Source organism: Streptomyces sp. AA4 (assembly GCF_000158875.1).
In the GTDB taxonomy this organism is placed as follows: Bacteria; Actinomycetota; Actinomycetes; order Mycobacteriales; family Pseudonocardiaceae; genus Amycolatopsis.
The window spans coordinates 7614821-7638609 of sequence record NZ_GG657746.1; the positions used below are offsets into that span (position 1 = coordinate 7614821).

The 23789-nt window shown below is 69.9% G+C and carries 25 protein-coding genes; 12 read left to right on the plus strand and 13 right to left on the minus strand.

Going from position 1 to position 23789, the window contains the following annotated elements; all coding sequences use genetic code 11:
• Positions 1-4: 4 nt before the first annotated feature.
• Both SSMG_RS34670 and SSMG_RS34675 read right to left on the minus strand, forming a co-directional pair.
• Positions 5-2797 (minus strand): sacsin N-terminal ATP-binding-like domain-containing protein, encoded by a 2793-nt coding sequence (locus SSMG_RS34670; RefSeq protein WP_009083890.1) that lies wholly within the window; start codon positions 2795-2797, stop codon positions 5-7.
• Complete coding sequence (locus SSMG_RS34675; RefSeq protein ID WP_009083892.1) at positions 2794-3963, minus strand: DUF3027 domain-containing protein; 1170 nt, start codon at positions 3961-3963, stop codon at positions 2794-2796. The genes SSMG_RS34670 and SSMG_RS34675 overlap by 4 nt, the downstream gene beginning before the upstream one ends.
• A gap of 51 nt (positions 3964-4014) precedes the next feature.
• Here SSMG_RS34675 and SSMG_RS34680 point away from each other — a divergent pair, with 51 nt between their 5' ends.
• Genes SSMG_RS34680 through SSMG_RS34690 form a run of 3 tightly spaced genes read left to right on the plus strand, consistent with a single transcriptional unit; the run spans position 4015 to position 7280 of the window.
• On the plus strand, positions 4015-4788 hold the full coding sequence (locus tag SSMG_RS34680) for a glutaminyl-peptide cyclotransferase (RefSeq protein WP_009083894.1): 774 nt from the start codon (positions 4015-4017) through the stop codon (positions 4786-4788).
• A gap of 38 nt (positions 4789-4826) precedes the next feature.
• Positions 4827-6794, plus strand: a complete 1968-nt coding sequence (locus tag SSMG_RS34685; protein ID WP_037715822.1) for an MFS transporter — start codon at positions 4827-4829, stop codon at positions 6792-6794.
• A gap of 9 nt (positions 6795-6803) precedes the next feature.
• Entirely contained in the window at positions 6804-7280 is a 477-nt protein-coding gene (locus SSMG_RS34690) for a DUF2771 family protein (RefSeq protein ID WP_009083897.1), read from the plus strand.
• An 82-nt stretch (positions 7281-7362) separates the two neighbouring features.
• On the opposite strand, the gene SSMG_RS34695 is transcribed toward SSMG_RS34690, so the two are convergent.
• A complete protein-coding gene (locus SSMG_RS34695) occupies positions 7363-7749 on the minus strand; it encodes a cold-shock protein (protein ID WP_037718500.1) in 387 nt (128 codons plus the stop codon).
• 132 nt (positions 7750-7881) lie between these two features.
• Between SSMG_RS34695 and SSMG_RS34700 the strand changes: the two genes are divergently transcribed.
• Positions 7882-8109 carry a hypothetical protein gene (locus SSMG_RS34700; RefSeq protein WP_009083901.1) on the plus strand — a complete coding sequence of 76 codons (228 nt, stop codon included), beginning with the start codon at positions 7882-7884 and terminating at the stop codon, positions 8107-8109.
• Positions 8110-8116: 7 nt separating this feature from the next.
• Here SSMG_RS34700 and SSMG_RS34705 read toward each other — a convergent pair whose 3' ends face one another.
• Complete coding sequence (locus tag SSMG_RS34705) at positions 8117-8737, minus strand: HAD family hydrolase (protein ID WP_037715826.1); 621 nt, start codon at positions 8735-8737, stop codon at positions 8117-8119.
• 109 nt (positions 8738-8846) lie between these two features.
• Here SSMG_RS34705 and SSMG_RS47395 point away from each other — a divergent pair, with 109 nt between their 5' ends.
• Both SSMG_RS47395 and SSMG_RS34715 read left to right on the plus strand, forming a co-directional pair.
• Positions 8847-9458: a TetR/AcrR family transcriptional regulator gene (locus tag SSMG_RS47395; protein WP_037715829.1), complete on the plus strand. Its 612-nt coding sequence runs from the start codon at positions 8847-8849 to the stop codon at positions 9456-9458.
• Complete coding sequence (locus SSMG_RS34715) at positions 9455-10426, plus strand: R2-like ligand-binding oxidase (protein WP_009083906.1); 972 nt, start codon at positions 9455-9457, stop codon at positions 10424-10426. The genes SSMG_RS47395 and SSMG_RS34715 overlap by 4 nt, the downstream gene beginning before the upstream one ends.
• Positions 10427-10478: 52 nt before the next feature.
• Here SSMG_RS34715 and SSMG_RS34720 read toward each other — a convergent pair whose 3' ends face one another.
• On the minus strand, positions 10479-12137 hold the full coding sequence (locus SSMG_RS34720; protein WP_037715831.1) for an AMP-binding protein: 1659 nt from the start codon (positions 12135-12137) through the stop codon (positions 10479-10481).
• A gap of 142 nt (positions 12138-12279) precedes the next feature.
• Between SSMG_RS34720 and SSMG_RS34725 the strand changes: the two genes are divergently transcribed.
• The 3 genes from SSMG_RS34725 to SSMG_RS34735 are packed head-to-tail and all read left to right on the plus strand — an operon-like array spanning position 12280 to position 14230.
• Positions 12280-13038 (plus strand): ESX secretion-associated protein EspG, encoded by a 759-nt coding sequence (locus SSMG_RS34725; protein ID WP_009083911.1) that lies wholly within the window; start codon positions 12280-12282, stop codon positions 13036-13038.
• A 56-nt stretch (positions 13039-13094) separates the two neighbouring features.
• A complete protein-coding gene (locus SSMG_RS34730; protein WP_037718502.1) occupies positions 13095-13859 on the plus strand; it encodes a PhzF family phenazine biosynthesis protein in 765 nt (254 codons plus the stop codon).
• Positions 13859-14230, plus strand: a complete 372-nt coding sequence (locus tag SSMG_RS34735; protein ID WP_009083915.1) for a YccF domain-containing protein — start codon at positions 13859-13861, stop codon at positions 14228-14230. The genes SSMG_RS34730 and SSMG_RS34735 overlap by 1 nt, the downstream gene beginning before the upstream one ends.
• Positions 14231-14237: 7 nt before the next feature.
• Here SSMG_RS34735 and SSMG_RS34740 read toward each other — a convergent pair whose 3' ends face one another.
• Positions 14238-14804, minus strand: a complete 567-nt coding sequence (locus SSMG_RS34740) for a hypothetical protein (RefSeq protein WP_009083917.1) — start codon at positions 14802-14804, stop codon at positions 14238-14240.
• Between the two features lie 53 nt (positions 14805-14857).
• Here SSMG_RS34740 and SSMG_RS34745 point away from each other — a divergent pair, with 53 nt between their 5' ends.
• The gene (locus SSMG_RS34745) at positions 14858-15409 is read left to right on the plus strand and encodes a dihydrofolate reductase family protein (protein ID WP_037715833.1); all 552 of its coding nucleotides are present in this window, start codon (positions 14858-14860) and stop codon (positions 15407-15409) included.
• Here the strand turns inward: SSMG_RS34745 and SSMG_RS34750 are convergent.
• Complete coding sequence (locus SSMG_RS34750) at positions 15406-16200, minus strand: metallophosphoesterase (protein ID WP_009083923.1); 795 nt, start codon at positions 16198-16200, stop codon at positions 15406-15408. The genes SSMG_RS34745 and SSMG_RS34750 overlap by 4 nt on opposite strands.
• Positions 16201-16237: 37 nt before the next feature.
• Entirely contained in the window at positions 16238-17032 is a 795-nt protein-coding gene (locus tag SSMG_RS34755; RefSeq protein WP_009083925.1) for an HAD-IIA family hydrolase, read from the minus strand.
• Positions 17033-17226: 194 nt separating this feature from the next.
• On the opposite strand from SSMG_RS34755, the gene SSMG_RS34760 reads away from it, so the two are divergent.
• Positions 17227-19005, plus strand: a complete 1779-nt coding sequence (locus SSMG_RS34760; RefSeq protein ID WP_009083926.1) for a multicopper oxidase domain-containing protein — start codon at positions 17227-17229, stop codon at positions 19003-19005.
• Between the two features lie 39 nt (positions 19006-19044).
• Here SSMG_RS34760 and SSMG_RS34765 read toward each other — a convergent pair whose 3' ends face one another.
• From SSMG_RS34765 to SSMG_RS34785, 5 genes are read right to left on the minus strand one after another with little or no spacing between them, the layout of a single operon-like run.
• Positions 19045-20124 (minus strand): sulfate/molybdate ABC transporter ATP-binding protein, encoded by a 1080-nt coding sequence (locus SSMG_RS34765; RefSeq protein WP_037715835.1) that lies wholly within the window; start codon positions 20122-20124, stop codon positions 19045-19047.
• Positions 20121-20954, minus strand: a complete 834-nt coding sequence (locus SSMG_RS34770) for an ABC transporter permease (RefSeq protein ID WP_286156995.1) — start codon at positions 20952-20954, stop codon at positions 20121-20123. Before SSMG_RS34770 ends, SSMG_RS34765 begins: the two co-directional genes overlap by 4 nt.
• The gene (gene modA / locus SSMG_RS34775; protein WP_037715837.1) at positions 20938-21744 is read right to left on the minus strand and encodes a molybdate ABC transporter substrate-binding protein; all 807 of its coding nucleotides are present in this window, start codon (positions 21742-21744) and stop codon (positions 20938-20940) included. The genes SSMG_RS34770 and modA overlap by 17 nt, the downstream gene beginning before the upstream one ends.
• The gene (locus tag SSMG_RS34780) at positions 21741-22145 is read right to left on the minus strand and encodes a molybdopterin-binding protein (protein WP_009083933.1); all 405 of its coding nucleotides are present in this window, start codon (positions 22143-22145) and stop codon (positions 21741-21743) included. Before SSMG_RS34780 ends, modA begins: the two co-directional genes overlap by 4 nt.
• Before the next feature lie 33 nt (positions 22146-22178).
• A complete protein-coding gene (locus SSMG_RS34785) occupies positions 22179-22637 on the minus strand; it encodes a MarR family transcriptional regulator (protein WP_234392780.1) in 459 nt (152 codons plus the stop codon).
• Between the two features lie 86 nt (positions 22638-22723).
• Between SSMG_RS34785 and moaA the strand changes: the two genes are divergently transcribed.
• Positions 22724-23788, plus strand: coding sequence for a GTP 3',8-cyclase MoaA (gene moaA, locus SSMG_RS34790; RefSeq protein ID WP_009083937.1), 1065 nt, complete (start codon positions 22724-22726; stop codon positions 23786-23788).
• Position 23789: the final 1 nt, after the last annotated feature.

Here is a 23789-nt window from a genome sequence, read left to right on the forward strand (position 1 = left end):
CGCGTCAGTTCAGCAGCGTGCGCGGCGCGGGGTCTTCCAGCAACGCCGTGATGCGATAGCGCTCCGCCCAGCGGTCGCTCGCCCACGCGAAGGCGCGCGCCAGCCCCTCGGACGTGTCCGCCGCGTGCAGCCGGTCGTCGGACCACCACGGCACCTCGGCCGTCTCGCCCTCGACCGACACGGTGAGCCGGTCGTGCAGCAGCACCCCGCCGTCCGGCAGCGCGATGCCGAGCTGGTCCACGGCGAGCGCGAGGGCGGGCAGGTCGGCCCACGCGACGTACTCGCCGGTGCTCTCGACCTCGGTTTTCAGACTGCTCGCGACCGGGACGTCGAGGAGTTCCGCCAACCGCTCGGGTTCGGCGGGCGCGACGAGGAGCTTCGCCGGGTCGAGCGCGGCCGCGACCCACGGGACGTCCAGCACCACGGCGTCTTCGACGACGCTCCCGTCCGCCGCGCGGACTCGGGCGGGCGCGTCGACGTCCGAGATGTCGATCGGCGCGGCCACGAGCGCCGCGTGGGCGCGAGCGATCAGGCCCGGAGTCGGCGTGCGGTCTGGATCGCCGAGCCGTTCGAGCAGATCGGTGACGTCTTCCGCGGTCTCCAGATCCAGTCCGGTGCGGACCCCCACCGCGCGAAGCAGGTCGTCGCTCAGCCCGAGGTCGGGCACCGGGTCGTACAGGCCGGCCAGCGCAGTCGCCGAGGCGAGCCGCCAAGAGCCGGGGGCTTCGCCGGCCAGCAGGGCGTAGCGCGCGAGCCACCAGCCCGCGTGCCCGTCCGGGCTGTGCAGTGCCTGCCAGGTTTCCGGACGGGACGCGATCAGCCGGAGCGCGTCCGGCCAGGCGTCGTCCGCGACGAGGTCGAGGTCCCGGATGGATACGACCGTCGTCGGCGGCTGCTCGAACGAATCCCACCACTGCTCTTCGTCCGGGAGGTGGTGGTCGGGCTCGTGCGGATCCTCGTCCCGCACGACCGCGAACGAGTCGAGCACCTTCGCCGCGACGAGGGTCTCGGTCGGCCAGTCCTCCGCGAATTCCTCGTCCAGCACGGAAAGCGCGCCGCCGGGTTCGAACACCTCGGGGTCGATCACGTCCAGCAACGGCGACGTCGGCAGCACCAGCTCGTCCGCGCGCCGCCAGCCGTCCTCCGCGGGCAGCGCCAGCGCGCCGATCCATTCCGGTGCCTGGTCGCCGCAGTCCGCGACCAGGCGGAGCACCGCACCGGCGAGGTTCATTCCGTCCAAACCGGACTGAACGTCGGCGACACTGTGCTCGACCGCGTACTGCAGTTGCTCCGCTTCGAGCAACTGACGCGCGTCCGCGTGCTTGGCCCCCAACAGTTCCAGGAGCTGATGCGCGGCACCTGGATGCACCAGCCGAAGACCGGGAACGTCCACATCGGACAGAAGTTCGCGGAGCTCGCTGCTGCCGTCGACGAGCAGCGCGCCCTTGACGCCCGGCAACGTCCGCCCGTCCGACAACGGAACCGGCAGGCCGTCGAGCTGATTCGCGCTGAGCGCGTGACTCTCGACCGCGACCGCCAGCTCCGCGTACAGCTTCTGCCACCAGCCGGGCTCGCGGTCGATGCCGGTCAGGACTTCGAGGACGTCGCCAATGCCGAGGATCTGCGCGGACACCGGCTTGAGCAGTCGCGGATTCGCTTGCACCAGGCCCGGAATGACGTCGGCGAGCAGGGGAGCCAGCCCGTCGACGTCGAGCACCCGGGCCTGCTGCCCGGAGACCTCCCGACCGTCCACAGTGGTCAACCAGGGCTCCTGCGCGAGCGCGGCGTAGACGAGGTCTTTCAACTGTGCGTCCACAGTGGACTGCGGGAAACCCGCGGCGGGAACCAGAATCGGCCGGTGCTCCGGCTTGACCGCCCGGACCAGCTCGACGTACTCGCTCGCCGCTTGCTCCAGCGCGCGAGTGAGCTCCGCGCCCGGAAGCACCCGGCGGCGAGACGGCTCCAGCGGCACCTCGGCAATCAACCGAGCCGGGAGCGAAAGGCCTTCGTCGGTCGGCGTCGGCGCGTGAAGCAGATCGTCCTCGAGCGGCTGCGGCACCCCGTCGGCGTCAACCGGGACCGCCCAGACTCCGTGCTTCAGCCAACGCCGTTGCCCGGTCGGCGACGTGATCTCGACGATCTCCTCGCCGCTTCGCGTCCACTTGCGACCGTCCACTTCGGCCTCAGCGAGCCACGGCAGCGCCAGCAGGAGATCTTCGATCTCGTTCGCCAGGCCGTCGAGCAAACCCTGTCCGGATTCCCGGAGCGGCAACCGCACTTCGGTGGCGAATCCGTCAGCCGGTTGCTCCGAGACGGGAAACGGCAGCCGCAGCACCGGAACGTCGCCGTTCCGACCGGACTCTTCCCGGGTGCGCTGCGCGGAAAACGCGACCCCGCCCGAGGTGGAAACCACGCGCGGCTCGTCGGTGACGGTCAGGACGGCCGCGAACCCGACCCCGAACCGGCCGACGGTCCCTTCCTTGGCCGACGCCCGCAACGACGAGAGCGATTCGACCCCGCGGGCGTCCAGCGGCACGCCGGTGTTGGCGAACCGCAGCTCACCGTCCACAACGGACACCCGGATGCGCCCGGGTTCGCCCGCGAGCTGCGCGGCGTCGGCGGCGTTCTGGGCCAATTCGACGAACAACCGGTCGCGATAAGCGCCGACGCGCAGGTCGCGTTCGGAGTTGGTGTCCTCGATGAAGCGGGTGGGCGAATCGCGCCAGGCGCTCAGCACCGCTTCCCGCAGCCGGACTGTCCCGAAAGGATCAGCCGCTCCCCCAGCGACTTCGTTCACCGGAGGACATCGCTCCCGTCGGCGTCACCCTGCTCCGGGGCGGTGCCTTCCTCGGCAGCCTCCGGCGCGACCGCCTCGACGACCACGTCGACCGCCGTGCCCGCCGCCGAAGCCTCGGCCACGTCCGCGACCGGCTCCTCGGCAACCGGCTGGGCCGTGTCCACGCTCGCCACCGGCTCCTCAGCACCCGACTCGACCACGTCCGCGCCCTCGACCGGATCCTCGGCAACGCGCTCGACCTCATCCGAAGCAACGTCCGCAGCCGCTTCCGCAGCCTCCTCGACCGCGACCTCGGCAGCCGTCTCCGGCTCCACCACCGCGACCTCAGCGGTTTCCTCCGCCGCCGCGGCCGCCGCCTCTTCGACCACCGCCGGGTCCGCGACCGCGCTCGGCTCCGGAGCCGGCTCCGGAGCGGGAGTGAAGTCGATCAGCGAATCGTCGTAAACCAGCTCCGCGACCGGAACCGAGGACGTCACCTCGACCCGCACCTCCGAATGCGCCCCGCACCCGTAAGCCACGTCCACGACGTGCCCGTCCGCGGGCGCGATGTCGTTGGTGCAGGCGCCGAAGGAGCCGCGCAGCGAACCCGCCAGCGGCACGAAGAACCCGCAGGTCCCGCAGGTCGCGGGCGCGCTCCGGGCCATGTCCGAACGCGGGCCGAACTCGCCGCTGTGCCAGCGGGCGGCCGCGTCCAGCCGGCCGTAGCGCGAGAGGACGTGCACCCGGCCGAGGCCGACTTCCATCGCCGCTTCCTCGACGGCCGGGTCGTCCGACTGGAGGTACGCGGGCGAAAGGCGCGGGTCGTCCTTGTCCGCCGGGAAGAGGTCGCCGACGCCGAGGTCGCCCGCGCGCACGCGCTGCTCCCACGGCACCCAGGCGGGCGCGACCAGGGCCTCCGGGCCCGGCTGCAGCACGAGCTCGCTCACCGTGACCGGCTCGTCCGGCCCGGCCACCGCGACGGTGACCGACCAGCGCCAGCCGCCGTAGCCCGGCACCGAGGCCTCGAAAAGGTGGCTCGCCGAGACCGCGTCCTCGCGTTCCACTCCGACGTGCTCGCCGACCTGGTCAGCGGGTGCTTCCGCCAGCACGGCCTCCCGCGCCACCTCGACGGCGTCCGCGAGCTTCCGGTGGAGAGAGCCGTCGTCCAGGGTCAACAGCAGCGTCATACCCCCAATTGTGCCGCACGCATCCGCGCCGCCCGTGCCAGGCTGTTCCTCGTGCGAACCCGGATCGTCTGGCCCCTGGTGGCCGCCGCCGTGCTCGGCGGATGCGCGGGCACCCAAGCCGTGCCCGCCCAGCCCGAACAGCTCGCCGTCCAGGTGCTCGGAACGCTGCCGCACGACTCGACGGCCTTCACCGAAGGGCTCGAGTACTCCGGCACGACGCTGTACGAGAGCCGCGGGCTCGAAGGCAAGTCCGCGCTCACCGCGGGTCCGGCCGGCGGAACGCCAGCCAAACAGGTGACGGTGCCGTCGCCGCTGTTCGCCGAGGGCATCACGGTGCTCGGGCCGAAGCTGTGGCAGCTGACCTGGCGCGACGGAATCGCGATCGAGCGCGACTCCCAGACGCTCGCCGAGCTGCGGCGGGTCCGCTACGACGGCGAGGGCTGGGGACTGTGCCACCAGCCCAACGGGCGGCTGGTGATGAGCAACGGGTCATCCAGCCTCACGTTCCGGGACCCGCAAACGTTTGCGGTCACCGGTTCCGTCGAGGTCGGCCAGGACCAGCTGAACGAACTGGAGTGCGTCGGCGACACCGTCTACGCGAACGTCTGGCAGACCGACACGATTCTGCGCATCGACGCCAACACCGGACGGATCACCGCGAAGATCGACGCCAGCGGGCTGCGCAAGCCCGCCCGGCCCGGCGAGGACGTGCTGAACGGCATCGCCGCCATCCCGGGCACCGACGAATTCCTCCTCACCGGGAAGCTGTGGCAGTCGTCGTTCCGCGTGAAGTTCGTCCCGGAAAATCAGCGAACCGGCACGTGAGCGGGCGGTGCGGGACCCCGATGAGGCAGGATTGAACCGTGGCCCTCTTCAGCTCGCGCTCCGGTTCCGACAGCCCCCTCGGCGGGCAGTCGGGCAAAGGCCGTGGGAAGAAGAAGCGCCGCTGGACTCCCGAGCCCGGCGCGGCACGGGCCCGCCAGTGGCGCGAGGCCCCGCCGACCCGGGTCGATCAGGCCGTTGACCAGCGCGTTCGCCAGGTTCCGCCGGAGTACGCGCCGGAGCCGCCGCGGGCCCGTCCGGAGCGCATCCCGCCCGAACCGCCGCGCGGCCGCCCGGCCGAACCGCCTCGCGCGTATCCCGGACGCAGCGCGTTCTACGACGACGTGCCGCCGTTCACGCCGAACGCCGACGAAGCGCCCACCGGTGCCGCCCCGATGGGACACCGTCCGCCTCCGCCGCCGCGCGGTGCCCGGCCGTACCCGCCGCGCGACCACCGCACCGAGCCCGTCCACCCGCGGCCGTACGAGGACCGGCCCGGCAGCGCCGGCTACGAGCACTACGACACCGGCGGCTACGCGGGCGAGCCTCGCGTCGACGATCTGCAGGACGAAGCGCTGAACACCACGGCCGTCCCCGGTGCCGGGTCGATTCCGAAGCTGCCGAAGAAGCTCACCGTCACGCGGGTCGCCGCGCTGCGCAGCCGTCAGCTGAGCGGACAGGCGATCGGCGCGTTCCAGCGCGCGACCAAGGCGGACGGCGCGGACAAGTCCGGCCTCACCTCGCTGATGTACGCGGTGATGCTGAACTACGCCAGCGACGCCGCGATGGCGATCGCGCTGGCCAACACGCTGTTCTTCGCCGCGACCAGCGGCGAGAGCAAGGGCAAGGTCGCGCTGTACCTGCTGATCACGATCGCGCCGTTCGCGCTCGTCGCGCCGGTGATCGGCCCGGCGCTGGACCGGATCCAGCGCGGCCGCCGGCTCGCGATGTGCGTGTCGTCGATCGGGCAGGGCCTGATGGCCGTGGTGATGGCGCTGCACTTCGACGACTGGCTGCTGTACCCGGCGGCGCTCGGGATGATGGTGCTGTCGAAGTCGTTCACCGTGCTGAAGGCGGCGGTCACGCCGCGCGTGGTGCCGCCGGAGATCACGCTGTCGAAGACCAACGCGCGGATCACCGTGTTCGGCCTGATCGCGGGCGGCGTGTTCGGCGCGCTGGCCAGCGGCGTGAGCAGCCTCACCAACTCCTCCGGCGCGCTGTGGTTCACCGCCGCGATCTGCGTGGCCGCGGCCGTGCAGTCGATGCGGATCCCGTCCTGGGTCGAGGTGACCGAGGGCGAGGTCCCGACGTCGCTGTCCGCGCGGCCGGAGCCGAAGCAGAAGCGGCGGCGCCAGCCGATGGGACGGCACATCGTCGTTGCCTTGTGGGGCAACGGTTCCGTCCGCGTGCTGACCGGGTTCCTGATGATGTTCGCCGCCTTCGCGGTGAAGGCACAGACCGAACACGCCGGGCACAGCCCGTTCGTGCAGCTGCTGTTGCTGGGCATCATCGGCGCGGCGGCCGGCGTCGGCGGATTCGTCGGCAACGCGCTGGGTTCGCGGCTGCACTTCGGTTCGGCGGACCAGGTGATCGTCGCCTGCGTGGCGGCGTGCGTCGTGACCACGCTGGTCGCGACCCTGCTGCCCGGCCTCGCCACGGCGGCCATCGTCGGTCTCATCGGCGCGACGGCCAGCGCGCTGGCGAAGATCAGCCTCGACGCGGTGATCCAGGAAGATCTGCCGGAGCAGTCGCGCGCGTCGGCGTTCGGGCGTTCCGAGACGGTGCTGCAGCTGTCGTGGTGCATGGGCGGCGCGGTCGGGCTGCTGCTGCCGCCGACGTACTGGATCGGCTTCCTGGTCGTGACGCTCTTGCTGGCGGTCGGCCTGACGCAGACCTTCCTGGTGCAGCGCGGCGGTTCGCTCCTGCCCGGGCTCGGCGGCAATCGCCCGTTGCGCCCGGAGCCGACCGGCAGCTTCCCCGCCCCCGGGCCCGCGCGAGGCCGCCGGTAATCTCGGGCCATGCGACGTTCCCGGGTGGTGGCCGTGCTCGCGGCCGGTGGTTTCGCGGTGGCCGGCTGTTCCGCGCCGGGCCCGGCCGAGGTGACTTTCTACGCCGACGGGCACACGATCAACGTCGCGCCGATCGGCAACTGCGACATCAAATCCGGCGTGTGCGCGGCCAATCCCGGCGCGACCGGCAAGCTCAAGGTGCGCCCGGGCCGGTCGGTGCAGATCTCGGTGCCGAAGGAAATCGCCGAGACGCCGTGGAAGGTCACCGTGCAGTACGTGAACGGCAAGGGCGAGCCCCAGCCGCTCAAGGAGGACATCATCACCTCCCGCGACCGCTACGCCTACACCGCGACCCCGCCCGCGAAGGACGACCAGATCGTGGTGGTCGAGATCGCGCAGGCGTCGGTGGTCAGCCGCACCGGCGACCCGAACGACGCCGAGGCGGTCACGACGGCGCTGTGGTCGCTGCAGGTCCAGCCTGCTTGAGTCTTCGAAAAGCCGCGAAGGGCTCCGCGCCGGGATTCCCGCGCGGAGCCCTTCACTGTTTTTCAAGCGGTGGCATCGCCGATCACGGGTCGAGGTCGCGCGCGACCGCCCGCATGATCTCCGCGATCTGCTTGGTGTTCTTGCGATCCGGGTACCGGTTGCGCCGCAGGTCCGGCTGGACCTTCAGCTCCAGCAGCTTGATCATGTCCTCGACGAGGCCGTGCAGCTCCTCCGCGGGACGGCGGCGCGCCTCGGCGACCGACGGCGGCGGGTCCAGCAGCCGGACGGAGAGCGCCTGCGGTCCGCGCCTGCCGTCGGCCACGCCGAACTCGAGCCGCTGCCCGGCTTTCAGGCCCTCCACGCCGTGGGGCAGCGCGGCCTTGCGGATGTAGACGTCCGCACCGCCGTCTTGCGTGACGAAGCCGAACCCCTTCTCCGCGTCGTACCACTTGACCTTGCCGGTCGGCACTTCCCTCACCAGTCCTTCTGCTGTGCAGGTCACGACGAACGCGCCCCGAGCGATCTCGAGGCGCGCGTCCGACAAGCGTATCTCGCCACAGGCGCTGGGGAGAAGCGGATAGTCCCGTTACTCTCACCCCCCATGGAGAACAAAGCGAAGCAGACCGGCAAACCGATCCTCATGCGGCTCGGCATCGGCCTGTTCGCCATCGGCATGCTCGCGGTGGCGACGGTGTTCGTGCTGTTCGCCGCCGGGCTCGAGAACCTGCCGGTGTGGCTCAGCGCGGCCGCCGGGGTGATCACGCCGCTCGGCCTGCTGCTCGGGCTGATCGCGCTGATCCAGGAAGCCCGCGCCGGAAAGCACGGCTGAGCAGCGGTTACACCGCGGTCTCCACGAACGTCCTGGCAAACCACTCGGGGAACTCGACCAGCGAGTCGAACACCACGTCCGCGCCCTCGGCGGCCAGTTCCTCGCGGGTGCACGGCCCGGTCGCCACGGCCACGGACACCGCGCTGGCCGCTCGCGCGCCCCGCACGTCGCCGAGGTGGTCGCCGACGTACGCCCGCGCGTCGTGTTCCAGCAGGGCCGCCGCCTTCTGCGTGGACCACAGCTCGCCCACCAGCGCGTCGACCCGCATGCCCAGCGCGTCGAGGTGCATCTGCGCGTTGGGCCCGTACTTCCCGGTGACCACGAGCGTCCGCCCGCCCGCCGCCCGGACCGCGTGCAGCGCCTCGGCCGCGCCGGGCAGCGCGACCGTGCTCGGCACGACCGTCTCCGGGTACAGCTCGCGGAACTGCCAGATCAGCTCGGGGATCCGGTCCTCGGGCGCGCCGAAGTCGCGCAGCGCCTGATCGAGCGGCGGACCGAGGTTCGAGGCGAACGCCTCCCCGTCGAACGGCAGCCCGGACTTCTTGCCCAGCGCGTTCATCGCCGCGACCATGCCCGGCCGCGGGTCGATCAATGTCATGTCGAGGTCGAACCCCACCGTGATGCCCACGGCCCACACGGTAGCCGTCCGCACCGACAATTCCTCTCCCGTTGCTGTACACGTGGACCATCCAGGTAAAGGTTCTTGACACAGATTCAGCCTGTGTCAAGCTGGCGGTGTGACCAGCTTCACCGAGCGGACCAAGGCGACGCTTCGCGAGACGCTGCTGGACGCGGCCGCGGATCTCCTTCCCGACCGCGGCCATCAGGGCCTCCGGATGGCCGACGTCGCCGCGAAAGCCGGGGTCAGCAGGCAGACGGTCTACAACGAGTTCGGCAGCAAGGCGGCGCTCACGCAGGCCGTCGCGCTGCGCGTCGCGGCGGAATTCCTCGACGGCATCCGCTGCCGGTTCGAGGACGCCGAGAGTTTGCTCACGGGGATCCGCGGCGCGGTCGTCTACACCATCGAACACGCCAGGGAGAACCGGCTGATCGCGGCGGCGCTCGGCACCGAGGCAGGCGAGGATCTGCTGCCCTTGCTGACCTCGCGCGGCGAGCCGATCCTCACCGCGTCGGCCGAACTCGCGACGCAGCAGTACCTCGCGCTCGAACCCCGGCTCACCCCGGAATCCGCCGCGCTGCTCGCCGAAACGGTGGTCCGGCTGTCGCTCAGCCACCTGGTGCTGCCGACGCATTCCGCACCCGAGGCCGCGGAGTCGATCCTCGCGGTGCTCGCCCCCGCCATCGACCGATTCGTCCACAATGGAGTGAAACGAGAGGGCCAGTCATGACCGAGACGCTTCCGGAGCTGCGCAGCGGATTCTCGTCCCTGCGCAAGGGCGGCCTGAACTGGGACTCGTTCCCGTTGCGGCTGTTCGTCAAGGGGAACAAGAAATTCTGGAACCCGGCGGACCTCGATTTCAGCAAGGAACGCGAGGGCTGGGACAGCCTGACGCCCGAACAGCAGCGCTCGACCACCTACCTGGTGGCGCAGTTCATCGCGGGCGAGGAGGCGGTGACCGAGGACATCCAGCCGTTCATGCGCGCGATGTCGGCCACCGGCCGGTTCGGCGACGAGATGTACCTGACGCAGTTCTGTTTCGAGGAAGCCAAACACGTCGAGGTCTTCCGCCGCTGGATGGACGCGGTCGGACTGGACGACGACCTGCACTCCTACGTCGCGGAAAACCCGCACTACCGCAAGCTTTTCTACGAGGAACTGCCGCAGTCGCTGCGCGCGCTGGAGGACGATCCCAGCCCGCTCAACCAGATCCGCGCGAGCGTGACGTACAACCACGTGATCGAAGGCAGCCTCGCGCTCACCGGGTACTACTCGTGGCAGCTGATCTGCACGCAGAACCAGATCCTGCCGGGAATGCAGGAATTGGTGCGCCACATCGGCGACGACGAACGCCGCCACATGGCGTGGGGCACCTTTACTTGCCGCAGGCACGTGGCCGCGGACGACGCGATGTGGGACGCGGTGCAGGAACGCATGGGCGAACTGCTGCCGCACGCGCTCGGGATGATCCAGTGGGTGCAGGACCAGTTCGAGGAAGTCCCGTTCGACAACGATCCGGAAGAGTTGCTCCAGTACGCCGCTGACCGTGCCCAGCGCCGCCTCGGGGCGATCGAATCCGCACGAGGCACGCCGGTCGAGCAGATCGACCTCGACTACTCGCCTGAGCAGCTTGAGGAAACGTTCGGAGAGGAAGACGAAAAGGCGCTCGCCGAAGCCGCCGCAGCCGCCTCCGCCTGACCTCCTCGTGAGTGTTTATGCCGGTTAGAACCGGCATAAACACTCACGAGGTTCACGCGTGCTTCTGCGCCGCCGCCTGCTCCAGCCCCAGCAAAGTCACCGACTGCTGCCGCATCTCCACCTTGCGCACCTTCCCCGTCACCGTCATCGGGAATTCCTCGACCACGTGGATGTAGCGCGGGATCTTGTAATGCGCCAGCTTCCCCTGGCAGAACTCGCGCACCGACTCGACGGTCAGCGGTTCCGCGCCCTCGCGCATCCGGATCCAGGCCATCAATTCCTCGCCGTACTTGACGTCCGGCACGCCGATCACCTGCGCGTCCAGCACGTCGGGATGCGTGTAGAGGAATTCCTCGATCTCGCGCGGGTAGATGTTCTCGCCGCCGCGGATCACCATGTCCTTGATCCGGCCGGTGATGTTGAGGTAGCCCTCGTCGTCCATGATCGCCAGGTCGCCGGTGTGCATCCAGCGCGCGGCGTCGATCGCCTCGGCGGTCTTTTCCGGTTCCTCCCAATAGCCGAGCATCACCGAATAGCCGCGGGTGCACAGTTCGCCGGGAGTGCCGCGCGGCACGGTCAGCCCGGTTTCCGGATCGACCACTTTGGACTCCAGATGCGGGCCGACCCGGCCGACCGTGGACACCCGGCGTTCCACCGAATCGTCGGCGCGGGTCTGCGTGGACACCGGCGACGTCTCGGTCATGCCGTAGCAAATGGACACCTCGGTCATCCCCATCCGGTCGATGACCTGCTTCATCACCTCGACCGGGCACGGCGAGCCGGCCATGATGCCGGTGCGCAGCGAGCCGAGGTCGAACGTCTCGAACTCGGGGTGGTTCAGCTCGGCGATGAACATCGTCGGCACGCCGTACAGCGACGTGCAGCGTTCGGCGGCGACCGCGGCGAGCGTGGCCTTCGGGTCGAACGCCGGGGCCGGGATGACCATGCACGCGCCGTGGCTGGTGCACGCGAGATTGCCCATCACCATGCCGAAGCAGTGGTAGAAGGGCACCGGGATGCAGACCCGGTCCTCCTCGGTGTAATTGCACAGCTCGCCGACGAAATAGCCGTTGTTGAGGATGTTGTGGTGGCTGAGCGTCGCGCCCTTGGGGAAGCCGGTGGTGCCGCTCGTGTACTGGATGTTGATCGGATCGTCCGCGGACAGCCCGGCCTGCAGCTGCGCGAGCCGCGCCGGGTCGCCGCCGCGGCCGGATTCCATCAGGTCGGTCCACGACGAGGTGCCGAGCAGCACGACCGCTTCCAGGCCGGGGCAGTCCGGCCGGACCTCCTCGATCATCGCGGCGTAGTCGGACGTCTTGAACTTGTCCGCGGCCACCAGCAGCCGGATGCCTGCCTGGTTGAGCACGTATTTCAGCTCGTGCGAGCGGTAGGCCGGGTTGATGTTGACCAGGATCGCGCCGATTTTCGCCGTCGCGTACTGGAGGAACGTCCACTCCGCCCGGTTCGGCGACCAGATGCCGACGCGGTCGCCCTTGCCGATGCCCGACGCCAGCAGCCCGTGCGCGAGGGTGTCGACCTCGGCGGCGAGTTCGCGGTAGGTCCAGCGGGCGCCCGCCTCGCGGTCGACGAGCGCGTCCCGGTCGCCGAAAGCGGCTACCGTGCGGTCGAAATTGTCCCCGATCGTGTCGCCGAGCAGGGGGACGCTGGAGGTCCCGGAGGCGTAGCTGGGCAGTGCGGGCGCGTCAGGCATCGGTGCCTCCCGTGGCGGTCTTCTTCGACGAGCCCGAGTCTAAGCTCGATTTCGGACCTTTCCGCCACCCTAGTTATGGGGTGCGCTCGCACGAGCGGCTGATCGTCGTGCCCGTTCCGCTACCCTCGGTGCGGGTTGTCGCGTGCACGAGGGGACGGGGACGTTGCCGGAGGAATTCTCCCTGGGCTGGACCGAGACCGACGTGGCGGTGCGGCGCACCGGACTGCCCGCGTCGTGGCATCCGTTCGAGATCCGCAGCGCGGGCGCGACGATGACCGAGCACCGCCGCCTGGCCGACGAAGCCTGGGACGCGCTGCGCGGCCGCGGCCTCGCCGACGCGGAGAAACTGGACCGGGACGTCGAAGCGACTCTGCGCGCCTGGACCAAGCCGGACGTGCTGATCATCGTGCGCGCGGCCGAACCGCCGTCCGGGGTGGTGCTGTACCGCGCGTGCATCGGCGAGGGCCTCGGCGTGTTCTCGGAGCAGGTCGACGACGGGCTCCGCTTCCGCCAGGTCCGGCCGGAGCGGCTGGTCGACCTGGTGCTGAGCATGTTCCCGCCCTATCCCGCGATGCCCGTTCCCCCGGTCGCGATCACCCGGCCCCCGCCCGCGAAACGCAACGCCGAGCCTCCCGCGCCCTCGCGCCAGGATCGCGACGCGCTGGCCGGGTACTCGCAATGGCCGCTGCACCGGCACGGAACCGTGGAGCTTTCGCTGCGGCCGGGCCGAGGCACGCTCCGCCCGGTCTCGACGGCGACGTTCGTGGACACCGACGGCGGCCGGTACCTGACGTTCTCGGAACCGTTGCCCGACGGCGGATTCCGGCTGCACTTCACCCCTTCGACCGGCACGCACCTGCGCAAGTGGCTGCTGGAGACCATCGAAGAGGGCGTGCGCTGAGAATTCAGGGCTAATCCCCGATGCCCTCGCCCGCCCGGCGCGGCAAGATCGGGTTCATGGACCCGAGTGCCCACACCGAATTCCATCTCGTCGACGCCTTCACCGACCGGGCCTTCGCCGGCAACCCGGCCGGCGTCGTCGTGCTTGACCAGCCCGCGGACGCCGCGTGGATGCAGCAGGTCGCGGCGGAGATGAAGCACTCCGAGACCGCCTTCGTGGTCAACTCCGGCGAGGGAGCGAAATCGCTGCGCTGGTTCACCCCGACCGCCGAGGTCGCGCTCTGCGGGCACGCCACCATCGCGGTCACGCATGTCCTTGGCGGGCACCAGGTTTACGACACGCTCAGCGGCCGGTTGACCTGCACCAAGGCCGACGGCTGGATCGAGATGGACTTCCCCGCCGACCCGCCCGTCGAGACCGGCGAAGACCTGTCCCACCTCCTCAAAGCGCCCGCGAAGTTCACCGGGCGGGCGCGCGAGAACCTCTTCGCGGTGCTGGACAGCGTCGAAGCGGTCCGCGACGCGGAGCCGGACCTCGACGCCCTCCGCGCCACCTGGACCGGACGGCTCATCCTCACCGCGGCGGGCGACGACTTCGTCAGCCGGTTCTTCGGCCCCGGTGTCGGCGTGGACGAGGACCCGGTCACCGGTTCCGCACACTGCTCGCTGGCCCCGTACTGGGCAGGGCAACTGGGCAAAACCGCCCTCGTCGGACACCAGCTCTCCGCCCGAGGCGGAACCGTACGCACCGAAGTCCGCGACGATCGAGTGCTGCTGCGCGGCCAGGCCGTCACCGTAGTGAGCGGGGAGTTGTACGTCTGATGCGACTGATCCTCAACGTGATCTGGCTCGTGCTCGCCGGTTTCTGGATGGCGCTGGGCTACCTGCTGGCCGGGGTCGTCTGCTGCGTCCTGATCGTCACGATCCCCTTCGGCATCGCGTCGTTCCGGATCGCGAACTACGCGCTGTGGCCGTTCGGCCGCACGGTCGTCGACCGCCGCGAGGCCGGAGTGGGCTCGTTCGTCGGCAACGTGATCTGGTTCCTGGTCGCCGGCCTGTGGCTCAGCATCGGCCACTTGATCACCGGGGCCCTGCAGTGCCTCACGATCATCGGCATCCCGCTGGGGCTGGCGAACTTCAAGATGATCCCGATCTCGCTGATGCCGCTGGGCAAGGAGATCGTGGACTCCTGAGGGCCAGTCACCGGCTCGTCTCTTCGCCGGGGTCGCGCCGGTCGGACTCCGGGCGCGAGTTCAGCGGCGTGCGGATCGTCAGCTTCGCGTTCAGGGCTCCGCTTCGCGCGCAATTGATGAAGGCGAGCCGGTCGGACTCCATGGCGTCCCGGGCGCGGCGCCACGAGGCGAGGTCCGCGACCTCGCCTTTCCGGAAGGCCTGCTGAACGAGGAAGAACGTCTCGTCCATCTGCGCGGCGGCGCGGACGAGACGGTCGTCGCCGAACAGCCACAGGCCGGACAACGCCTGGTTCCAGGCCACCCAGTCGATCGGCTCAGTGCTGCCCTCCCACCGGTGCAGGAAGGCTCGCTGGACGCGCGTCGCTTCTCGAAGGATGTCCCGGCACGCGTCGGTGAGCTTGTCGCGCGCCCAGTGCCGCCTTTGAGTCCGAGTCGTCGCCACGACTCCGGCGAACACACCGATCAGCGCGATCAAAGAGCCAGCCGCGCTCGACGTCGCGATCTGCCACACCGGCACGACCTCCAGCCTCCGGCACCTTCCGTTCCCGGACCAGCCGATTCCCCCGAACGCCACCGAACAATATTTTTGTCTTGACAATTCAATCCATCGGCAGCAGGCTAAGCCGCATGACCAACACTCGAAAGCTGATCCTCGGTTTCTACGTCTCGCTCGACGGCAAGAGCGCCGACGCCGACAACGGCATCCGGGACGTCCTGATGTCCATCGACGACCCCGAGCAGGAGAAGTACTTCGTCGACGAGCTATGGGAGACCGGCGCCTTCCTCATGGGCCGCAATACCTACGAGGCCATGGCAGGCTTCTGGCCCACCTCCGACCATCCCTCGGCCAAGGCGATGAACGCGATTCCCAAGGTCGTGTTCTCCAGCTCCCTCACCGAAGCCGACTGGGCCGAGACGCGGATCGTCAGCGGGGACCTCGCCGAGGAGATCGCGAAGCTCAAGGCCGAGCCCGGCAAGGATCTCGTCGCCGCGGGCGGCACCGCGTTTCTGCACTCGCTGATCAAGCTCGACGTCGTGGACGAGTACCGGCTTTGGGTGCTCCCCGCGGTCACCGGCAAGGGCGCGCCGCTGTTCCCGCAGCTCGACGAGGCGCGGCGGCTGCGCCTGGTGAAGAGCACCGCCTTCCCGTCCGGAATCCTCGAGCTGCGGTACGCCTAGTCCTCCGGCTCGAAGGGCAGCTTCACCACGAGACACGGTCCGCCGACGAACAGGCCGCCGTCGATGCCCAGCGCCTTTCCCCCGGCGTAGAGGTACGGGCCTTCGATCTGCGTCGGGTGGATGCCCAGCTGGTCGGCGATCACGCTGTGCCCGTGGACGATCCGCGAACCGCCCAGCGCGTCGAGGAGCCGGTCGGCGTTCTCCTCGCCGTCGGGACCGCGGAAGGCGTACCGGGTGGTCATCCGCCGCCACACGTCCCACCAGTCCTCGATGTTGCTGCCGGAGAGGATGTCGCGGGCGGTGGCGTTGATCGAGTCGAGATCCTCGCCCCAGTCGAGGTACTCGAGAGTGTCCGAGTGCAGCAGCAGATGGTCCGCGTCGACCGCGACCAGCGGGCGGGCGGTGAGCCATTCGATGTGCTCGGGGGTGAGCCGGTCCTGGTCCGACAGCAGGCCGCCGTTGATCTCCCAGCTGCGCGCGAAACTGCGCGGCCCGAAGTCGGACGGCACCGGGCGGTCGCCGAAGTGGTACATCCCCAGCAGCAGGATCTCGTGGTTGCCGAGCAGCATCTGCACCGAGCCGCCCGCTTCGGCCGCCTGGTCCTGCAGCTGGCGCACGAGGTCGATCACCCCGACGCCGTCCGGGCCGCGGTCGGTGAAGTCGCCGAGGAACCACAGCCGGTCGTCGACGCCGGCCCAGTTGCCGTCGCTGTCGACCAGGCCCTCGGCGCGCAGTGCGTCAACCAGGGCGTCCCGGTGCCCGTGGACGTCGCCCACCACATAGACGCTCATTGTTCGACGATATGCCCTGTTCCCGGGCGGTGGGCGGTCAGCCTTCGCCGAACGGGTCGAGCGTTCGCCCGATCAGGTCGGCGACCGAGCCGATCACCTTCGTCGGCCGGTACGGGTAGTTCTCCACCGATTCCTCGTTCGAGATGCCGGTGAGCACCAGAATGGTCTGCAGTCCGGCCTCGATCCCGGAGTGCACGTCGGTGTCCATCCGGTCGCCGATCATGAGCGTCGACTCCGAATGCGCGCCCAGCCGGCGCAGCGCGGACCGCATCATCAGCGGGTTCGGCTTGCCGACGTAGTACGGCGAGCGGCCGGTGGCCCGTTCGATCAACGCCGCGACGGACCCGGTGGCCGGCATCGAGCCCTCGATGCTCGGGCCGGTCGCGTCCGGGTTGGTCGCGATGAACTTCGCGCCGCCCTCGATCAGCCGGATCGCGCGGGTGATGGCGCTGAAGCTGTACGTGCGCGTCTCGCCGAGCACGACGTAGTCCGGGTCGCTTTCGGTCAGCACGTAGCCGACCTCGTGCAGCGCCGTGGTGAGCCCCGCTTCGCCGATCACGAACGCCGAGCCGTTCGGCCGCTGCGACGCGAGGAACTTCGCGGTCGCCAGCGCCGAGGTCCAGATCGACTCCTCGGGGATGTCCAGTCCGGTCCGCAGCAGCCGCGCCCGCAAGTCGCGCGGGGTGTAGATCGAGTTATTGGTGAGCACGAGAAAGTCGATATCGTTGTTCCGCAGTTCGGCGAGGAACTCGTCCGCCCCCGGGACGAGGTGTTCCTCCCTGACCAGCACACCGTCCATGTCGGAGAGATACGTCCACCGGCCTTCGCTCATGCGCGAAAACCTATCACGCGCGCGAGAGACCTGCGGCATACGACGAAAACGGCTACAGTGGAAATTGCCGGTAACGCGAGGGGAGTCGCGCGACCGGTCACCGAGGGGGTTCGGGGGAATCTTTTCCGTCAGCACCGGCGTATTCGCCGTGGCGCAATTCTTCCTGCCCCTTGTCTTGAAGGGGGAACAACCGCATGACTGACATTGCCGACCGGCCTGCCGTCGCGGACCCGATCACCGGGCCGAACTGGGGGCTCGCCAAATTCCTTGACCCGCTGCCGGTTCCGCCGGTGCTGCGGCCGCCGTGGTGGGGCCAGGACATGATCACCATTCCGATGGTGGCCAAGCGGCAGCGACTGCACTCGCAATTGCCGCCGAGCGACTTGTGGACCTACGCGGGACATTTCCCGGGGCCGACAATCGAAGTGCGCAGCGGCAAACAACTGCGGATTTCGTGGTCGAATGAAATAGAGGGAAAGGTCCCGTTGGTCGCCGTTCAGGGACCGGTGGGCGACGGCCCGGCCAGCCGGCCGGGCCGCGAGCTCGACCGGCCCGGCTACTCGATCGTCGACGGCGTCGCGGACCTGCCCGCCTGGACCGTCGTGCACCTGCACGGCGCCCGCACCAACGCGGGCAACGACGGCTGGGCGCACAATGCCGGCCTCCAGGGCACGTCGCAGCTCGTCGAGTACCAGAACCGGCAGCAGGCGATGCCGCTCTGGTACCACGACCACGCGATGGCGATCACCCGGTTCAACGTCCACACGGGCCTGGCCGGGATGTACCTGATCCGCGACGACGAGGAGGACGAACTGGGCCTGCCCGGCGGCGACCGCGAACTGCCGCTGATCCTGGCCGACCGCAACCTCGACACCGACCCGGAGACCGGCAGGCTCACCGGGCAGCTGCTGTACAAATTCCCGTACGTGCCGAACGGGCCGATGATCCCGTTCTCCGGTCCGTTCACGCTGGTCAACGGCGTGATCTGGCCGCACCTCGACGTCAGCGCGCGGTGGTACCGCTTCCGGCTGCTCAACTCGGCCAACGAGCGGTTCTACACGCTGAACCTGGTCGACGAGAACAACGTGCCGCAGAACGACGCGGTCCGCCTGATCGGCACCGACGGCGGATTGCTGCCGGCGCCCGCACCGCTGCCGTCCGGCGGACTGACCGTCGCGCCCGCCGAGCGCTTCGACGTGCTGATCGATTTCAGCCGGTTCCCGGGACGGAAACTCAAGCTGCGCAACGCCGATCCGGGCCTCGGCGGGGTCGAACCGGACGTCCTGGAGTTCCGGGTGGAAAGCCGCGCGCGGCACGATTCGTTCGAGCTGCCCGAAAAGCTCTCGACGTCCTACGTCCGGATCAAGCACGGTTCGACGCTGCCGGAGGACCACGCCCACGTCTGGGTCGCGCTGCTGCTCAACGCGAGCGGGCATCCGGAGATGTGGGACCTCGAAGAGGTCGACGCCGATCCGGGCGGCAAGGGGGTCATCCAGCTGAAGGACCCGGCGGGCGGGCTGAAGACGTTCCGGATGATCGGGCGGCTCTTCGACGACACCACGGGCATCTTCCTCGACCACGACAAGTGGGCGGTGTGGAACATCGTGCACGTCGCGAAAGACGGGCCGGCGCACCCGTTCCACATTCACCTGACCGAATTCCAGGCGCTCTTCCGGCGTCGCTTCGCCACGACGTTCGACCCGGTCGCCGAGCGCACGACCAAGGCGATCGAGGGCTTCACCGAGATCCCGCTGGAGAAGTACGAGGAGGGGTGGAAGGACACGATCATCGTGAACCCCGGCGAGTGGGTGAGCGTCGCCGGCCAGTTCGGCGGCGGCACCGGCGAATTCATGTACCACTGCCACATCCTCGACCACGAGGACGAGGGCATGATGCGGCCGTTCGTCGTGCACCCGCCCGAGGTGGCGAAGTTCCACGTCCACCCGGGCGGCGGCCACCACCACGACGGCTGACCGGGACCGGGCCGGGCGCCGTGAGGGGGGATGCTCGGCTCAGGAGGCCGCGGCCGGATGCACCGCGACGGTCGCGGCCTTCACCGATAGCTCCACCGCCGAACCGGGCTCCAGCGCGAGTTCCGCGACGGCGGCCGGGGTGAGGTCGGCGGTCAGGCCGTGTGCCCAGCCGTCGCCCTCGGTTCGGACGCGGATCACCGGACCGTGCGGTTCCAGTGCCGCGACGACGGCGTCGATCGTGTTGCGCGGGCTGCCGTGGTGCTCGCCGTCGTGCGGGTAAACCGCGACTGCGTTCGGCGCGAACACCGCGACCGCCCCCTCGCCCACCACCGTGTCGGGCGTCAGCAACCCCGTCACCACTTCACCGGCGGGCGTGCGCAATCCGTCCTCCACCGCCACGCCGGACACCAGGTTCAACCCGGCGATCCGCGCGGTGAACGGCGTCCGCGGCGCGGCGAGCACCTCCCGCGTCGGGCCGCGTTCGACGATCCGGCCGCCGTTCATCACCGCTACGTGATCGGCCAGCGCCAACGCGTCCAGCGGGTCGTGCGTGACCAGCACAGTCGTCGGGCCGTCGCGCAGCACCCGGCGCAGCAGACCGCGGATCGCCGGGGCCGAGTCGACGTCGAGCGCGGCGAACGGTTCGTCCAGCAGCAGCAGATCCGGCGCGGACGCCAGCGCTCGCGCGATCGCCACCCGCTGCTGCTGCCCGCCGGACAGCTGGCTCGGCCGCCGGTTCGCGAACTCCGCCGCGTCCACTTCGGCCAGCCACCGCGCGGCGATCGCCCGCGCCTCCGCCCGGCCGGCACCGGTCGAACGCGGCGAGAACGCGACGTTGTCCATTGCGGACAGATGCGGGAAGAGCAGCGCGTCCTGGGACAGCAGGCCGATCCGCCGTTCGTGCGGCGGAAGGTCGACGCCGTTCCCGGCCAGCCGCCGGTCAGCGAGCGTGACGTCGGCCGAGGTCACCGACAGCAGACCGGCGAGGCCACCGAGCACAGTGGACTTTCCGGAGCCGTTGGGACCGAGCAGCGCGAGCACGGTGCCGCCGGGCACGGTGAACTCGACGTCGAGCGAGAACTCGCCGCGGGTCAGCGCCAGTTTCGCGGAAAGCGTCACCGCAGCCCGCCTTCCCACGACCGCGGCCGCGCGAACGCGATGACCAGGACGGCGACCACGATGAGCAGCAACGCGAGCGCGACCGCGCTGTCGATGTCCACTTCGGCCTGCGTGTAGACCTCGAGCGGCAGCGTCCGGGTCACGCCTTCCAGGCTGCCCGCGAACGTGATGGTCGCGCCGAACTCCCCCAGCGCGCGAGCGAAGCTCAGCACGACGCCGGAGCCCAGCGCGGGCAGCAGCAACGGCAGCGTCACCCGGCGGAACACCGTCCACGGGCGCGCGCCGAGGGTCGAGGCGACCTGCTCGTACCGGTCACCGGAGCCGCGCAGCGCGCCCTCCAGGCTGACGACGAGAAACGGCATCGCCACGAACGTCTGCGCGATGACCACCGCGGCCGTCGTGAACGGCACCTGCTCGCCGGTCAGCCAGGTGATCAAGATGCCGAGGAAACCCTTGCGGCCCAGCAGGTACAGCAAGGCCAGTCCGCCGACCACCGGCGGCAGCACGAGCGGCAGCAGCACGATCGACCGCAGCATCCGCACGCCCGGCACCCGGGAGCGGGCCAGCACGACCGCGAGCGGAACGCCGAGCACCACACAGGCCACTGTGGACAGTGCGGCGGTCGCCAGGGACAGCTTGAGCGCGTTCAGCGACGACGGGGTGACCAGCAGCGACGGCAGGCGGGTCAGATCGGACCGCACCAGGAGGCCGACCACCGGCAGCACCACGAGCGCGAGCGCCGCCGCGGCGGGGAACCAGAGGACGAGCGGAACCCGGGCGTGCGGCGGCCGGGTCTCGGCCGCCGCGCCCGCCTTACTTGCCAGGGCCAAACCCGATCTTGGCCAGTTCGGCCTTGCCCTGCTCCCCGAGGACGAAGTCGGTGAACTGCTTCGCCAGCGCCGCCTGCGGAGCGTTCTTGACCACCGCGATCGGGTACTGGTTCACCGCGCCCGACGACTCCGGGAAGTCGACCTTGTCCACCTTGCCCGCCGCCGACGTCGCGTCCGTGACGTACACCAGCCCGGCGTCGGCGTCGCCCGACTGGACCTTGGCCAGCACCTGCTTGACGTTCGTCTCCTCGCTGACCGGCTTGAGCGCGGTCTTGGTGGTCTGCTCGACCTTCTGCGTGGCCGAACCGCACGGCACCTGCTGCGCGCAGACGACCACGTTCAGGCCCGGCTTGGTCAGGTCGGCGAAGGTCTTGATCCCCTTCGGGTTGCCCTTGGCCACGGCGATCGCGAGCTTGTTGGTGGCGAACACCGTCGGCTGGCCGTCGATGACGCCGTCCTGCACGGCCTTGTCCATGTTCTTCTGGTCCGCCGAGGCGAACACGTCGGCCTTGGCCCCGTTGTCCAGCTTCTGCACGAGCGCGGAGGAACCCTCGTAGTCGAAGGTGATCTTTACGCCCGGGTGCGCGGCCTCGAACTGCTTGCCCAGCGCGTTGAACGACTCGGTGAGCGAGGCCGCGGCGAACACGGTCAGCGTGCCGCTCGCGCCGCCCGCCGGGGCGGGAGCGGACGCGGAACCCGCGCCCGGGTTCGAGCTGGGCTGGTCGCCGGAGCTGCAGGCACTGGCGAACAGCGCGAGCGTCGCGGCGCCGACGAGGGCGAGCTTCTTCATCTGGATCCTTCCGGGGTTTCCACCACGACGGTGGTCGCCTTGACCACGGCGACCGCGAGCACGCCCGGGCGCAGCCCGAGCTCGCGGACCGCCTCGGTGCTCATCAGTGACACCACTCGGTGCGCCCCGCACTGCAGTTCGACCTGCGCCATCACCTTGTCGGCGACGACCTCGGTGACGAGCCCGACGAAGCGGTTGCGGGCGGAGCGGCCGACCGCCGACGGGTCGTCCGGTTCGCTGGCCTGCGCCCGGGCGAACCCGGCGAGCTGCGCGCCGTCGACGACCTTGCGGCCGGCGGCGTCGTCCGTCGCGGTCAGCTGACCCGCGCGAACCCACCGGCGGACGGTGTCGTCACTGACGCCGAGGAGCCGAGCGGCCTCGGACAACCGAAATTGCGGCATGGCCGGAACATTATCCCCGCAGATGCGGAAAAGCTATGCGGGCCGCGCATTTTCGCGTAACGCTTCGAGCATTGCGAACTGATAACGCCCGAGGACTTTCCGTTCTGCGGAACTGAACTCCGCGAGCACCTCGGCAAGGCGGCGCGCGACCCGCGCGGAGACGGCGTCGAGCCGTTCCCGGCCGGCCCCGGTGATCGTCACGAGCACCTTCCGGCGGTCGGTCCGGTCGCGTTCGCGGAGCACCAGACCGGCCTTCTCCAGCCGGTCGAGCACGCCGGTCACCGCACCCGTCGACAAGCCGGTGAGCTGCCCGATTCGGCCTGGCGTAAGGGAATCCGCGCTCTGTCCGGCGAGTTCGAGAGCCTGCAGTTCGGTCGCCGAAAGCCCTTCGAGGGCGGCGTCGCGAGCGTGCCGGAGGACGAGGTGCGTGCGCAGCTGAGCCGCCAGCGCGGCGAAGTGAGTCAGCTCACTATTCGTCTCAGCGGTGCTCACCGAGTGCCTCCACATCGGAACCGAGGGTGGTTTCCAGGTTTTTCGCAAGACTGCCTTTTCAGACGCCGCAAGCTATCCTGAGAGTAATGACAGCAGTACATCTCGGGTTTCCTCGCGTCCCCGGCAACCGAGGTCCGTCCGGCACGCCCCGGCCCGAGCACCCCGGTCTTGTCGATTCCTTCGGCCGCGTCGCGACCGACCTGCGGGTCTCCCTCACCGACCGGTGCAATCTGCGCTGCACGTACTGCATGCCGGCCGAGGGCCTCGACTGGATGCCGAGCGAGCAGGTGCTCTCCGACGACGAACTGGTCCGGCTGATGCGGATCGCGGTCGAGATGCTCGGCGTCACCGACATCCGGCTGACCGGCGGCGAACCGCTGCTGCGCCCGGGGCTGGAGCACATCGTCGAGCGGATCACCGCGCTCGAACCGCGCCCCCGGGTGTCCATGACCACCAACGGGATCGGGCTGGCCAAACGCGCCCCCGGTCTCGTCGCGGCCGGGCTCGACCGGATCAACGTGTCGCTGGACACGATCGACCGCGAGCGCTTCGCCGAGCTGACCCGCCGCGACCGGCTGCCGCACGTGCTGGCCGGGCTCGCCGCCGCCCGCGACGCCGGGCTGTCGCCGGTCAAAATCAACTCCGTGCTGATGCGCGGGTACAACGAGCACGAGGCGGTTCCGCTGCTGCGGTTCTGCCTCGAAGAGGGCTACCACCTGCGGTTCATCGAGCAGATGCCGCTGGACGCGCAGCACGGCTGGAACCGCCGCGACATGATCACCGCCGAGGAGATCCTCGCGATGCTCGGCGAGGCCTTCACGCTCTCCCCGTTCCCGGCCCCGCGCGGCGGCGCCCCCGCCGAACGCTGGCTGGTCGACGGAGGACCGGGCGACGTGGGCGTGATCGCGTCGGTGACCAGGCCGTTCTGCTCCGCCTGCGAGCGCACCCGGCTGACCGCCGACGGCGCCGTCCGCTCCTGTCTCTTCTCGAACGACGAGACGGACCTGCGTTCCCTCGTGCGCGCGGGCGCGCGCGATGAGGAGGTGGCGGACGCGTGGCGGGCGACGATGTGGCGCAAGCTCGCGGGCCACGAGATCAACGAGGCCGGCTTCGCGCAGCCGATCCGGCCGATGAGCGCGATCGGCGGTTGAG